The following is a 12,752-nucleotide window of genomic DNA, read 5'->3' as shown; positions in this document are numbered from 1 at the left end:
GACGCAATTGCCGGCCGCTGGAGTTCATCATGAAGCTGCTTCGCTCCATCACCATCCTCGCAGGATTGCTGCTCGCATGCGCATCGGCGCAGGCCGCGCAGACCAACGTCGCCGTGGCCGCCAACTTCACCGATGCCGCCAAGGAGATCGCCGCCCTCTTCAAGCAGAAGACCGGGCACGAGGCGGTGCTCAGCTTCGGCGCGAGCGGGCAATTCTATACCCAGATCACGCAAGGCGCGCCGTTCCAGGTGTTCCTGTCGGCCGACGATTCACGGCCGAAGAAGCTCGTCGAGGAAGGTCTCGCAGTCGCGGGCAGCCGCTTCACCTACGCGATCGGCAAGCTCGTGCTGTGGAGCAAGTCGCCGGGCCTCGTGACGGGCGAGGAGACGCTGAAGGCCGCCTCCTTTGCAAAGCTCTCGATCTGCAATCCGGCCGCCGCGCCCTACGGTCTTGCCGCCGTGGAGACCATGAAATCGCTGAACCTTTACGACGCCCTGAAGCCGAAGCTGGTGGAGGGCGCGACCATCACCCAGGCCTATCAGTTCGTCGAGACGGGGAATGCCGAGGTCGGCTTCGTGGCGCTGTCGCAACTGACCGGCAGCGAGGCCGGTTCGCGCTGGGTGGTACCACAGGAGCTCTATAACCCGATCCGGCAGGACGCGGTGCTGCTGAAGGCGGGCGCCGGCAACGAGGCCGCCGGCGCGTTCATCACCTTCCTCAGGGGATCCGAGGCGCGCGCCATCATCGAGAGATACGGTTACGTGCTGGACGGGCAGAGCTGACGCACATGGAGATCTGGTCGGCGGAGATACGCCAGTCGGTTCTGCTGACGGTCGAACTGGCCGCAATCTCGACCGCGATCCTGCTGGTGCTGGCCACGCCGCTCGCCTGGTGGCTGGCGCGCGCCAAGGGCTGGTGGACCGAAATCATCGCGAGCGTGGTTGCGCTGCCGCTGGTGCTGCCGCCGACCGTGCTCGGCTTCTATCTGCTGGTGCTGCTCGGCCCGGACGGGCCGGGCGGGTGGCTCGCGCGCCTCTGGGGCGCGCGCACGCTTGCCTTCACTTTCGAAGGTCTGGTCATCGGCTCGGTGGTGTATTCGATGCCGTTCGTGGTGCAGCCGATCCGGAACGCCTTTGCCGCGATGGGCGAGCGTCCGCTCGAAGTTGCCGCCACCTTGCGCGCTTCGCCCCTTCGGACCTTCTGGACCGTCGCGGTGCCGCTGGCGCGGCCTGGTTTCCTGACCGGTGCGGTGCTCGGCTTCGCGCACACCGTCGGCGAGTTCGGCCTCGTGCTGATGATTGGCGGCAACATTCCCGGCCATACCAAGGTGCTGTCGGTCGCGCTCTTCGACTATGTCGAGACCTCGCGTTGGCGCGAGGCGAGCATGCTCGCCGGCGGCATGGTGGTTTTCGCCTTCGCCGTGATCCTCACCATGACGCTTGTCGACAAGCGCGCCGCGAGGGCTGCGGCGTGAGAACGGCCGAACCCGCACGCATCAACGCGGCCTTCCGCGGCAGGCTCGGCAGTTTCACACTCGACGCCGAGCTCAGCCTGCCCGCCACCGGCGTCACTGCGATCTTCGGCCCGTCGGGTTGCGGCAAGACCAGTGTCGCGCGCTGTATCGCCGGCCTGCAGCGCATGGCCGACGGCTTTTGCGCGGTGGATGGTGAAGTCTGGCAGGACGGTTCGTCGTTTCGGCCCGTGCACCGGCGGCCGATCGGCTACGTCTTCCAGGAAGCCAGCCTGTTTCCGCATCTTTCGGTACAACGCAATCTGCTGTTCGGTGCTCCGAAGGCGGCTCGCGCGCAGATCACATTCAGCGAGGTCGTGGAGCTGCTCGGCCTTGCCGCATTGCTCGACCGCTCGCCCTACCGCCTCTCCGGCGGCGAGCGGCAGCGAGTCGCGATCGGCCGTGCCCTGCTGTCGCAGCCAAAACTCCTTCTGATGGACGAGCCACTGTCCGCGCTCGACCGCACCACCAGGTACGAGATCTTCCCGTTCCTCGAGCGGCTGCACGAGACGCTGTCGCTGCCGGTGCTCTATATCAGCCACGACATGGCGGAGATCGAGCGCTTTGCCGATCATCTGGTGCTGATGGAGCAAGGCCGCGTCGTCGGCTCCGGCCCGCTGCACAGCCTCCACCCGATACCACTGGCCGGGAGCCGCGATCGGCTTGGAGATTGCTCGCGACGACGGAAGAGCGTAGGAAACCCGACGAGGATGACTTCCATGCCGATCGACTTTCACGATATCGACCCGAACCGCGTCGCCGCGATCCTCTACCGTCCGCAGGACGACGTCGACGGCCTGCTCGCCGACTTTGCTCAGGATCTCGCGCGGTCGGGCGAGCGGATCGGCGGCGTGGTCCAGCGCAACGTCGAGGATGGCGCGGGCTGCCAGATCGGCATGCAGGCGATCGACCTCATGACGGGCGCGGAGATCTCGATCTGCCAGCCGCTCGGCTCGGGCGCCATGGCGTGCAAGCTCGACGCTGCGGGCCTTGCCGAAGCGGCGGTCGCCGTCACCCGCGCGATCGCGGCCGATGTCGATCTTGTCGTGATCAACAAATTCTCCAAGCAGGAGGCAGCCGGCGACGGTCTGCGGGACGAGCTGGCCGACGCCATCGCCGCTGGTATCCCCGTGCTCACAGCGGTGCCGGAGAAATGCCTCGACGCCTGGAATGACTTTACCGGCGGGATCGGCACCAGCCTGTTGTGCGAGCGAGGAGCGATCGAGGGCTGGTGGCTGGACCTGTCGTCGCGGATGAAGCGGGCCCGCGCGGCGCGCGCCCCCGCCGAGGCGCCTGCGGCACTACTTGCCGATCATCACGTCGGATGACTTGATCACGGCCGAGACGGCATCGCCCACTTTCAAGGCGAGGTCGTCCACCGCTTCGTTGGTGATCGCGGAGAACACCACCAGGCACGGCGCGAGCTCGATCTTCACATGAGCCGTCGTCGTGCCCTTGGTAACGGCGATCACCCGTCCGGGTAGAACGTTTCGTGCACTGAGCTTCATGGATCAGCCGAACTTGAACAGCACGCCGTAACCGCCGCGCGGATAGCTCCACTCGATATCGCCGCTCTCCTCACAGATCACACGGCATGTCCCGCATTCGATGCAGCCGTCGACTGTGATCTCGACCTGGCCCTTGTCATTGAGCTCGTAGCAGCGCGCCGGGCAAGCCTTCAGCATCGTCAGGAGTTCCGGCGACGGCGTGGTGTGCGGGCGCACCTTGATGTGGGCCCGGCCGGCATCGACCAGATAACGGTTGTAGAACAGCTTGTCCTCGACACGTACGGATGGCTCGATCGACATGGCCTTAAGTCTCCATCGCCAGTGTTGCGTTTCCTTGAGATCAGCGCCAGGCGCGCGCGAGGCGGAAGGCGTCGCCGAACAATCCGCTCCACGACCGCGCCTTGATGAACGATTTGAACGTCGTCTTTTCCTTCTCGACCTTCGGAGTGCCGTCGACGCGCAGGAAGTTCTGCATCGCCTTCGAGACGAGCTCCGGATAGGTCAGGAAGAAATTCTGCGACTGGGTGTGCATCAGCGCAGGCATGTCCTTGTACTTCTTCAAATCCTTGATGACGAAGGACTGATCCAGCATCGTCTTGTAGAGCGACAGGTTCTCCGCCGTCATCGGTTCCTTGCGCGACTTGACCTGGAAGATCGCCTCCGCCGCGATCCGGCCCGAAGTCATTGCGAGATTCGAGCCCTCGCGGTGGATGGCATTGTTGAGCTGGGCAGCGTCGCCGACCACGACCCAGCCCTCGCCATAGAGCTGCGGGATCGCCTTGAAGCCGCCTTCGGGAATGAGGTGCGCGGCATATTCCTTCACCTCGGAGCCTTCGATCAGCGGGGCGACCGAAGGATGCCGCTTGAAGCGGTCGAGCAGCCCGTACGGCGTCTCGCCGGTGCGCTGGAAATCGGCGACCAGGCAGCCGATGCCGAGCGAGATGCACTCCTTGTTGGCATAGATGAAGCCCATGCCGGTCATGCCGCGGGAGATGGTGCCGGCGGCCTCGATCACCATGCCTTCGTCGCCCCTGAGGTTGAAGCGGGCCTCGATGGTCTCGCGCGGCAGGAAATGCATTTCCTTGACCGCGAGCGCGACCTTGTCGGGCTTGGGCCGCTCGCGCAGCCCTGCACGGGTCCCGAGCAGGCCGTTGACGCCTTCGGCCAGCACGACGACATCGGCATGGATCTCGCCATCGGCGCGGTCGGTGCGAACGCCGATCACCTTGCCATAGGCGTCCTGCGCCAGCTCAGTCACCGTCGTCTCGCACAGCACGATGGCGCCGGCCTCGCGGACCTTCTGCGAGAACCATTTGTCGAACTGCGCGCGGATGATGGTGTAGCGGTTCGGCTTCTCCTCGTTGAAGTCGTCGGAGCGGTAGTGCAGGCCGGTGTGCGAGCGGTCGTCCATCATCCAGAAGCGCTGCTCGACCAGATGTCGCTCCAGCGGCGCGTCCTCGCGGAAGTCGGGGATCAGCTTCTCCAGCATGTCGGCATAGAGGATCGCGCCCTGCACGTTCTTGGAGCCGGAATACTCGCCGCGCTCGAGCTGCAGCACCTTGAGGCCACGCTGGGCGAGCGTGAGTGCCGCGGCATTGCCCGCCATGCCGGCGCCGACGACGATGGCGTCGAATTTCTCCTCGATCATGGTGCCTCTCCCTTTCTAGCTCGCGATCCGGTCGCGCGAATGCGGCGACAGCCGGGCGCGGAACGCCGCGGTCAGCGCCGGAAGCAGGCGGATGGCGTCAGTGACGATGCCCATGTGGGCGAAATCGAAGATCGGCGCGTTCCTGTCGGTGTTGATGGCAACGATCAGGTCGGCGCCTTCGACGCCGACACGATGCTGGATCGCGCCGGAGATGCCTGCGGCGATGTACAGCTTCGGCCGGATGGTCTTGCCGGTCTGGCCGATCTGCCGGTCGGAGGTGACCCAGCCCTTCTGCACCAGCGGCCGCGAGCAGCCGTATTCGGCACCGATCACCGTTGCGAGCTGGCGCACCAGCTGGAAATTCTCGGGCGATCCCAGCCCCAGGCCGCCGGCGACGACGACGTCGGCATAAGCGAGATTGGACTTTGCGGAATCGCGGTCGGGCAGGAATGACAGCACCTTGGTCACGATGTCATCCTCGACCAGGCCAAGCGGATGGCTGACGATGCGGCCGACCGGACGGGCGACACGCTCCGGCATCGGCATCACGCGCGGGCGCACCGTTGCCATTTGCGGCCGGTAGTTGAGCGTGTAGATCGTGCAGAGCAGCGAGCCGCCGAAGGTCGGGCGTGTCGCGGCGAGCGAGCCGTCGGTATCGACATCGAGCTCGGTGCAGTCGGCGGTGAGGCCAGTGAGCAGCGTCGTCGCCACCGATCCCGCGAGATCTCGGCCGAGCGTGGTGGCGCCGAGCAGCAGGATCTCGGGCTTGTAGGTGTTGACGACGTCGGTCAGCGCCTTGGTGTAGGATTCGTTGCGATAGTCGGCGAGCAGATTGTCGGCGACCATGTAGACGAGATCGGCGCCGTAGCAGAACGACTCCGCGGCGGCGCTCTGCGTCGCCTCGCCTTCGGGGCCGATCACGACCGCGGCGAGATCGACCTTGAGCTTGTCGGCGAGCTTGCGACCGGCGCCCATCAACTCCCAGGAGACGGGGTGGACCTGGCCACGCTCCTGCTCGATGAAGACCCAGACGTGCTTGTAGGCCTTGAAGTGCTCGGGCAGCTCCTTCTTGGTCGCGGCGCGACCGGAGGCTGGAGCTGCGGTTTTCGGTGCGGTGCCCATGGTGCTTGCTCCCTCTCGCCTCAATAGCCGCGCGCCAGCGCCGCGAGCTCAGTCTCCAGCGCCGGCTGGCGCTTGAAGATGGCGTCGATCAGCGCCTCCGCAGGCTGTTCGCCGACCTCGATCAGCGCTGCCTTCTCGCTGCGCGCCGCGGGCGCGAACACCCGCTTGACGATGGTGGGCGAGCCGCGCAGTCCGCATTTCGAGATGTCCTCGACGCCGGCCTCCTGCGCGCTCCATTTCACGATCGGAGCACGCGCGGCGCGCAGCGCGTCGGCCATCGCGCCACGGCGGATCTGGTTGGTCGCCTCCAGCATGGTGACGAGGCACGGCAGCCTGGTGCGCAGGAGTTGCACGCCGCCCTCGGAGCGCCGTTCCGCGTCGATGGTGCGGGCCTCCAAATCAAGCGCGCTGATTTTGGCGACATAGGTGAGCTGCAACAGGCCCAGCCGCTTGGCGATGCCGGGGCCGACCTGCGCGGTATCGCCGTCGATGGTCTGCTTGCCGGTGAAGACGAGATCGGGCGCACCGAACTCGGTCGAGATCTTGCGGATCGCTGTTGCAAGCGCATAGGTGGTGGCCAGTGTATCTGCACCGGCAAAGAAGCGGTCGGTCAGCAGCACCGCGCGGTCGGCGCCGAAGGTCAGCGCCTTGCGCAAGGAATCCTCGGCCGACGGCGGACCCATGGTCAGCACCGTGACCTCGCCGCCGAACTGATCGCGCAGCTCGAGTGCCGCTTCCAGTGCGAAGAGGTCGTAGGGGTTGATGATGGTCGGCACGCCCTGACGCATGATGGTGTTGGTCACGGGATGCACGCGAATCTGTGCGGAGTCGGGGACCTGCTTGATGCAGACGACGATGTGCATGCGCTTCTCCAGGACTCGTCTTCGAAAACCTCGTTCAGAGCCAGAACAGCAAGTGTCGTACCAACTGCGCGAACGACGAAATTCAGATGCAGACACAGCGACTTAGAAGAGTGACGGTATCGGTTGCATCCGCTTCGGACTGTAGGGCCGACAACGCTGCTGCGACACGCGTCGCAAATGCGACAGAGCACGTGCTCACTTCAGCGAGCCGATCTGCACCAATGTCGGCGCCTGCTTCGGCTGCGGCGCGACAGCATCCTTCAGGACCTTGAACACGCGCTGGTCGATGGGCGAGGATGCGACGAAGTCCGCATAAGCCCGCTCCAGCACGATCTTGCACCGCTCCGCCACGGTCTCGTCCGCCACGCCGGAGAAATCTTCCCCGGCAAGATACTGGCCCATGCGCCTGAGGATGTGCAGCCGCGCCACGTTGACGAGTTTCGGATCGTAATCGACGCCAAGCAGCGTGAAGAACTCCTCGGCCGCCGAGGCCTCGTTGAGTCGCGCGAGGATTCCATCAGCCATTGTCGGTCTCCATCAGGCTCTGTGGCGCGGAAGCGCCGGCGTCCCTGGCGCGCCTCTGCATGTGGCTCAGCCGCGCTTCCAGGAACTCGACGCGGTCGAGCAATACGGCGATGGCGTCGCCGACGGGATCCGGCATCAAATGATGGTCCAGATCGATCTTGCCGACGACGCGGCGATGACCAAGTTGCGGACGCACGACGCGCGCGGGAATGCCGACCACGGTGACGTCGGGTGGCATGCTGTCGATCACCACCGAATTGGCTCCGACGCGCGAGCCGGCGCCGACCGTGATCGGCCCGAGGATCTTGGCGCCAGCTCCGACCACGACCCGATCTTCCAGCGTCGGATGGCGCTTGCCGGGAAACCTGGACGTGCCGCCGAGGGTGACGCCATGATAGAGCGTGACGTCGTCGCCGATCTCGGCGGTCTCGCCGATGACGACGCAGGCGCCATGATCGATGAAGAAGCGCCGGCCGATGCGCGCGCCGGGATGGATGTCGACATTGCTGGCGAAGCGCCCGAACCAGGACAACAGCCGCGCCGGAAAGCGCCAGCCGCCGGCCCACAGCCGGTTCGCGATCCGATACCAGATGACGGCATGAACGCCGGGATAGGTCAGGAGCGTCTCGATCTGGCTGCGCGCGGCGGGATCGCGCTGGCGCACGCAGCCGACGTCCTCGCGGATCAACTTCAGCAGCGAGGGCTTGACCGGTCCGGGAGCGGACGGTTCGGCGAGCGGAATATCGACGGCACAGGCCATGGCACCCTCACGCGCAATTCAGGAGCGAGCGCTCGCGCACCTCGCGCCAGATCGCCGTCACAGTCTCGCGCGCAACGGCGCCCTTGTGCTCGACGGCATGCTGGCGGACGCGGGCGAGAACGGACTTTGCTTCCTCCGTGCTGACGGACAGCTGGAGCTCGGCCAGCAGCGCGGTGATCGCCGCGAGCCCGGAATGCTTGCCGATCACGATGCGGTTGGAGCGGCCGAGCAGCCGCGGATCCAGCGCCTGATAGGTACGCTGATCCTTCAACAGGCCGTCGACGTGAATGCCGGACTCGTGGGTGAAGACGTGCTCGCCGACGATCGCCTTGTTGAGGGGGATGGCGCGCGCGGCCGCGGCCGCGACCACGGCTGCAACATGCTCCAGCTCGGACAGCACCACGCCGGTCTCGCGGCCGTAGAGCTGCCTGAGCGCGACGGCGACCTCCTCCAGCGGAGCGTTGCCTGCCCGCTCGCCGAGACCGATCACGGTGACGGAGGCGTGCGTCGCACCGGCCTTGATTGCGGCAAGCGTGTTGGCGGTCGCCAGGCCCAGATCGTCGTGACCGTGGAATTCGAGCTCGAGATCGGTGGTCGAACGAAGCGCTGCCAGCAACGCAAAGGCCGCGTCAGGATCGAGCACGCTCAGCGTATCCGCAATGCGAAAGCGCCGCGCGCCTGCGGCCTTTGCGGTGGCGATCAGCTCAACCAGGAAATCGACATCGGCGCGCGAGGAATCCTCGCCGCCGACCGCGACGTCGAGGCCCCTGTCGCGGGCGTAGCCGACCACCCGCCTCACCTGCTCCAGCGCCGCCGGCCGTCCGCCGCCGAGCTTGGCGGCGATCTGCACGTCGGAGGCAGGGATCGACACATTCACCATGGAGACGCCGGCCTCGATCGCGGCATCGACGTCGGACGTCCGCATCCGGCACCAGCCGATCGCGGTCGCAGGCAAGTCGGCCTCCACGATAGCGCGGATCGCGCTCACCTCGTCATGGCCCATGGCGGGCGTGCCGGCTTCGATCTCGGTGACGCCGGCCGAGGCCAGTGCGCGCGCAATCGAGACTTTTTCCGCGGTGGTGAACGCGACGCCAGGCGCCTGTTCGCCGTCCCGCAGCGTGGTGTCGTTGAGGACGACGAGCGGGAGCTGACCGCCATCCAGTCGTTTCGTCGGGTTGGAAAACACCATCCGCGCACTCCAGTCATTCATTCCGATCAGGAGTTCAGCAACCTGCATGCCATTGTCGGAATAATCGCCAAGCAATTGAGATTCATAGGCTTCTCGGCACCGCTCGCTTTGTCGCAAATGCGACAGGCCCAGACAGGCCTGTCAGGTGTCGGCGGATTTGCGGCGGACATGGATGATGATGTCGAGCCGCGAGATCTCGTGGCCCGGCAAGGGCTCGGGCATCTGCGCAAGGACGAGCGTCTCGGGCACGTCGATCAGGACATCCTCGCCGTGAAGGTAGAAATGCGGATGAACCGTCGTGTTGGTGTCGAAGAACGACCGCGAGCCATCCGGCCCGATCCGGCGCAGCAGCCCGGCCTGGGTGAACTGGTTCAGCGTGTTGTAGACGGTCGCCAGCGACAGCTGGATATTGGCCTCCGCCGACTCGGCAAACAGCATTTCCGCGGTGACGTGGCGGTGTCCCTGGCCGAACAACAAATCTGCCAATAACAGGCGCTGGCGTGTCGGCCGCAGGCCAGCGTCGCGCAACCGCTGGAACGCGGAGCATTCACCGTCCCGGTGCACGTGGCACGCAGACGGCCCTTCGTCCACCACGTCGACAAAAGTCCCTTCGGAATACGCGTCCATGATCACCTCACGCCGTTCGGGCGGCATCGATCCGATCGCTGTCGCCCCGCAAATAGTCCCGCCGGCGCTCGGCCATGCGGCTCTCGCCGCTCTCCTCGCCAAAACAGAGGTCGAAATCGTTGCACTGCGTGCAGACCGGCGTCGTGCACATCACGAAGCCGTCGTCCTCGCACAGCATGCGGTAGAAAAAGCGCTTCCAGCGCATATTCCCGGTGTTGCGGACCGCCAGCGGTGCGAAATGACGTGTCAGGAGGCGTGACAGCTCGGGGCGATCACGCAGCCCGAGATCTTCCCAGAGGTGGTTGGGCTCCATCGCACGCCGCGCCACCATCGCCGCGAGCCAGCGGCCGACATCGCCTTCGGTCGAACGCTGTGCGAGCAGGAGATCGCGCACCATGATGGTCTCGTCGTCGCTCTCGGAAGCGGATCTCGGCATCCATGCGAACGCGCGGACCGTCGCGGAGGGGAAGCTGCGAGCGAGCAGGTCATTGAGCTCCTGCTCCGACAGTCCGGCACGCTCGGCCAGAGCACCGCCATCCATCACTGCCGCGGCCAGGATCGAGGCAAGCACATGACGATCGAAATCATCGTCGGCGCCGATATCGGCTTCCGCGGGGGCGCAGCCGGTCAGCAGACGGTAGAATTCTATTCCCGCATGCGTCCCGCTGGCATTGGGCCGTGCCGGTAGATGCGCAGTCGCTTCGCTCGTACTCGCTTGCGCCGCAATCACGAAACGCTCCGCCGGTTATGCCGCAGGGGACGTCGATAAAGGCCGGCCTTCCCGGGTGGGAAGGCCGGCAGGATCGTCAGGCCGTCGCGAGCTCGGCAGCGGTCTTGCCGATCTGGCTTTCGTCGACCGCCTTCATGATGCCATGCTCCATCAGCATGTCCTCGAGCTCGTCCATGCTGATCGGGGTCGGGATGATGCCCTTGCCGCCGTTGTTGTGGATCTTCTGCGCGAGCTTGCGATAGTGTTCGGCCTGCTGCGATTCCGGCGCGTATTCCAGCACTGTCATGCGGCGAAGCTCCGCATGCTGCACGATGTTGTCGCGCGGCACGAAGTAGATGAGCTGGGTGCCGAGCTTCTTGGCCAGCGCTTCCGCCAGTTCCAGCTCCTTGTCGGTCTGACGCTCGTTGCAGACCAGGCCGCCGAGACGAACGCCGCCGGAGTTGGCGTATTTCAGAATGCCCTTGGAGATGTTGTTGGCGGCGTACATCGCCATCATCTCGCCGGACATCACGATGTAGATCTCCTGCGCCTTGTTCTCGCGGATCGGCATCGCGAAGCCGCCGCAGACGACGTCGCCGAGCACGTCATAGGACACGTAATCGATGTCCTCATAGGCACCGTTCTCTTCCAGGAAGTTGATCGAGGTGATGACGCCGCGGCCGGCGCAGCCGACGCCGGGCTCCGGGCCGCCGGACTCGACGCAGCGAATGTCCCTGTAGCCGACCTTCATGACGTCCTCGATCTCGAGGTCCTCGACACTGCCGGCGTTGGCCGCGAGGCTCAAAATGGTGTCCTGCGCCTTGGCGTGCAGGATCAGGCGGGTCGAGTCCGCCTTGGGATCGCAGCCGACGATCAGGATCTTGTGACCCATCTCGGCAAGCGCCGCGAGCGTGTTCTGCGACGTCGTCGATTTTCCGATACCACCCTTGCCGTAAAACGCGATTTGTCTCAGTGAAGACATGTTGCTCTCCATCAACCGATTGCCAATGACTCCGCGCTATTCGCGCGAGATTGCTTCTCTCTCAGAAGCGTGGGCCCGCGGGGTTCGGGAAGGAGAACATCGCTCGCCAGCGGCGTCGGCGTGTTCTCAGCCCTCACTCGTTGTTGCTGCATCCAAATAGCAACTGGCGTGCCATTCGCGGCGCGCTCACTAAGACGCTGATCGCGCTCGCGAAATATTTCGACCCAGGCAGCCGACAGAAGCTGTGTCGAACCCTACAGAGGTAGGGTCTCTGTCAGAAACCGGACAAGGATCGCGGCGATTGCGGTGCAAACGCACCGCGATTTCTGCGGCGTGCACGCGGAACGGAAATTGCTAATCCACGAGGTGAAACAATTCGAGGAGAATGACGGATGCAGATCGGTGTCGAGACGGCCAAGGCAGTCGACCAGCGGCGCGTGTTCGTGGTCGACGAGGACGAGATCACCCGCGCGGCGCTTCAGTTCATGCTGCACGACGAGATCGAGACGCATGAGCTCGCCACTCCGGAGGAGGCCTATGAGAAGGGTGTGGACTGGTTGAAGCCCGACGTCGTGCTGCTTGGCGTCTCCTTCCTGAAGGCTCGCGGCCCTGCTCTGATCGGCGAGCTCGGCGCGAAGTTTCCGGGCGTGCGCATTCTCGTCGTCACCGACAAATCCGACGAGACCACCGCGGTCGAGGCGATGAAGGCCGGAGCCCATGGCGCCGTGGTGAAACCGCTGACCTTGGAGGGCGTCCGCAAGAAAGTGGACACCATCCTCGGGCGTGGCGGTGCTGCGCCCCTGGTCCAGCTCAGCATGATGAGATAGGAGCGCCCGCGTGGCGACCATCCTGTTCTACCAGAAGCCCGGTTGCGGGACCAACGCTCGGCAGATTCGCGCGCTGGAGGCGGCGGGTCATCAGGTGATCGCGAAGAGCCTTCTCACCGAGCCGTGGACGACGGAGCGTCTGCTCGCCTTCTTCGGTGCGACGCCCGTCACCTCCTGGTTCAACCCGGCCGCGCCCCGGATCAAATCCGGTGAGTTGAATCCGGCAGAGAGCGACGCAGCAGGTGCAATCGCCCTGATGCTGGACGATCCCCTGCTGATCCGGCGTCCGCTGATCGACGCTGATGGCGCCAGATGCGCGGGCTTCGACCGTGAGCCGGTCCCATCCCTGCTTGGCGGCGAGCGAAGTGACCTCGAAGGCTGCACACGGCCGGAGGCAATGCCGCATTGCGCGGAAGTGTAGTGCCGCAATGGTTCCCCTCTCCTCTTGTTGGAGAGGGTGGCTCGTCGCGTAACGACGAGAC

16 protein-coding genes and 1 pseudogene are annotated in these 12,752 nt (G+C 65.3%); 6 read left to right on the top strand and 11 right to left on the bottom strand.

Annotation, left to right across the window (positions count from 1 at the left end; all coding sequences use genetic code 11):
• Positions 1 to 29: 29 nt before the first annotated feature.
• The 4 genes and pseudogenes from modA to XH96_RS38985 all read left to right on the top strand — a co-directional run bounded on the left by modA (position 30) and on the right by XH96_RS38985 (position 2,838).
• Positions 30 to 782, top strand: coding sequence for a molybdate ABC transporter substrate-binding protein (gene modA / locus XH96_RS12325; RefSeq protein ID WP_194392738.1), 753 nt, complete (start codon positions 30 to 32; stop codon positions 780 to 782).
• 5 nt (positions 783 to 787) lie between these two features.
• Entirely contained in the window at positions 788 to 1,474 is a 687-nt protein-coding gene (gene modB, locus XH96_RS12320) for a molybdate ABC transporter permease subunit (protein ID WP_194392737.1), read from the top strand.
• Positions 1,471 to 2,169: pseudogene (gene modC, locus XH96_RS38990) on the top strand (molybdenum ABC transporter ATP-binding protein); the annotation flags it as partial. The gene modB and the pseudogene modC, both read left to right, overlap by 4 nt.
• A gap of 51 nt (positions 2,170 to 2,220) precedes the next feature.
• Entirely contained in the window at positions 2,221 to 2,838 is a 618-nt protein-coding gene (locus XH96_RS38985; protein WP_371740164.1) for a DUF2478 domain-containing protein, read from the top strand.
• On the opposite strand, the gene XH96_RS12310 is transcribed toward XH96_RS38985, so the two are convergent.
• The 11 genes from XH96_RS12310 to nifH all read right to left on the bottom strand — a co-directional run bounded on the left by XH96_RS12310 (position 2,812) and on the right by nifH (position 11,443).
• On the bottom strand, positions 2,812 to 3,018 hold the full coding sequence (locus XH96_RS12310) for a molybdopterin-binding protein (RefSeq protein ID WP_194392735.1): 207 nt from the start codon (positions 3,016 to 3,018) through the stop codon (positions 2,812 to 2,814). The two genes, XH96_RS38985 and XH96_RS12310, sit on opposite strands and share 27 nt — an antisense overlap.
• Positions 3,019 to 3,021: 3 nt before the next feature.
• Positions 3,022 to 3,318 carry a ferredoxin family protein gene (locus XH96_RS12305; RefSeq protein WP_131870862.1) on the bottom strand — a complete coding sequence of 99 codons (297 nt, stop codon included), beginning with the start codon at positions 3,316 to 3,318 and terminating at the stop codon, positions 3,022 to 3,024.
• A 40-nt stretch (positions 3,319 to 3,358) separates the two neighbouring features.
• Complete coding sequence (locus tag XH96_RS12300) at positions 3,359 to 4,666, bottom strand: FAD-dependent oxidoreductase (RefSeq protein ID WP_194392734.1); 1,308 nt, start codon at positions 4,664 to 4,666, stop codon at positions 3,359 to 3,361.
• Positions 4,667 to 4,681: 15 nt separating this feature from the next.
• Positions 4,682 to 5,788 (bottom strand): electron transfer flavoprotein subunit alpha/FixB family protein, encoded by a 1,107-nt coding sequence (locus XH96_RS12295; RefSeq protein WP_194392733.1) that lies wholly within the window; start codon positions 5,786 to 5,788, stop codon positions 4,682 to 4,684.
• Between the two features lie 20 nt (positions 5,789 to 5,808).
• The gene (locus tag XH96_RS12290) at positions 5,809 to 6,651 is read right to left on the bottom strand and encodes an electron transfer flavoprotein subunit beta/FixA family protein (RefSeq protein WP_194392732.1); all 843 of its coding nucleotides are present in this window, start codon (positions 6,649 to 6,651) and stop codon (positions 5,809 to 5,811) included.
• Positions 6,652 to 6,846: 195 nt separating this feature from the next.
• The gene (nifW, locus tag XH96_RS12285; RefSeq protein ID WP_194392731.1) at positions 6,847 to 7,176 is read right to left on the bottom strand and encodes a nitrogenase stabilizing/protective protein NifW; all 330 of its coding nucleotides are present in this window, start codon (positions 7,174 to 7,176) and stop codon (positions 6,847 to 6,849) included.
• The gene (gene cysE, locus XH96_RS12280; protein ID WP_194392730.1) at positions 7,169 to 7,936 is read right to left on the bottom strand and encodes a serine O-acetyltransferase; all 768 of its coding nucleotides are present in this window, start codon (positions 7,934 to 7,936) and stop codon (positions 7,169 to 7,171) included. The genes nifW and cysE overlap by 8 nt, the downstream gene beginning before the upstream one ends.
• A gap of 7 nt (positions 7,937 to 7,943) precedes the next feature.
• Complete coding sequence (gene nifV, locus XH96_RS12275; protein ID WP_194394116.1) at positions 7,944 to 9,125, bottom strand: homocitrate synthase; 1,182 nt, start codon at positions 9,123 to 9,125, stop codon at positions 7,944 to 7,946.
• Positions 9,126 to 9,266: 141 nt separating this feature from the next.
• Positions 9,267 to 9,779, bottom strand: coding sequence for a Fur family transcriptional regulator Irr (irr, locus tag XH96_RS12270; RefSeq protein ID WP_246790061.1), 513 nt, complete (start codon positions 9,777 to 9,779; stop codon positions 9,267 to 9,269).
• Positions 9,760 to 10,482, bottom strand: a complete 723-nt coding sequence (locus XH96_RS12265; protein WP_194392729.1) for a nitrogen fixation protein NifQ — start codon at positions 10,480 to 10,482, stop codon at positions 9,760 to 9,762. Before XH96_RS12265 ends, irr begins: the two co-directional genes overlap by 20 nt.
• 76 nt (positions 10,483 to 10,558) lie before the next feature.
• Entirely contained in the window at positions 10,559 to 11,443 is an 885-nt protein-coding gene (nifH, locus tag XH96_RS12260) for a nitrogenase iron protein (protein WP_194392728.1), read from the bottom strand.
• Positions 11,444 to 11,835: 392 nt separating this feature from the next.
• Between nifH and XH96_RS12255 the strand changes: the two genes are divergently transcribed.
• Both XH96_RS12255 and XH96_RS12250 read left to right on the top strand, forming a co-directional pair.
• Complete coding sequence (locus XH96_RS12255) at positions 11,836 to 12,270, top strand: response regulator (RefSeq protein WP_194392727.1); 435 nt, start codon at positions 11,836 to 11,838, stop codon at positions 12,268 to 12,270.
• Positions 12,271 to 12,280: 10 nt separating this feature from the next.
• Positions 12,281 to 12,691, top strand: coding sequence for an ArsC/Spx/MgsR family protein (locus XH96_RS12250; RefSeq protein WP_194392726.1), 411 nt, complete (start codon positions 12,281 to 12,283; stop codon positions 12,689 to 12,691).
• The last annotated feature ends 61 nt before the right edge of the window (positions 12,692 to 12,752 follow it).

The sequence above is a fragment of the Bradyrhizobium sp. CCBAU 51765 genome (genome assembly GCF_015291725.1).
Lineage (GTDB): Bacteria > Pseudomonadota > Alphaproteobacteria > Rhizobiales > Xanthobacteraceae > Bradyrhizobium > Bradyrhizobium liaoningense.
Note: the sequence above shows the minus strand (reverse complement) of the source record. Positions and strands in the feature narration are given on the sequence as shown.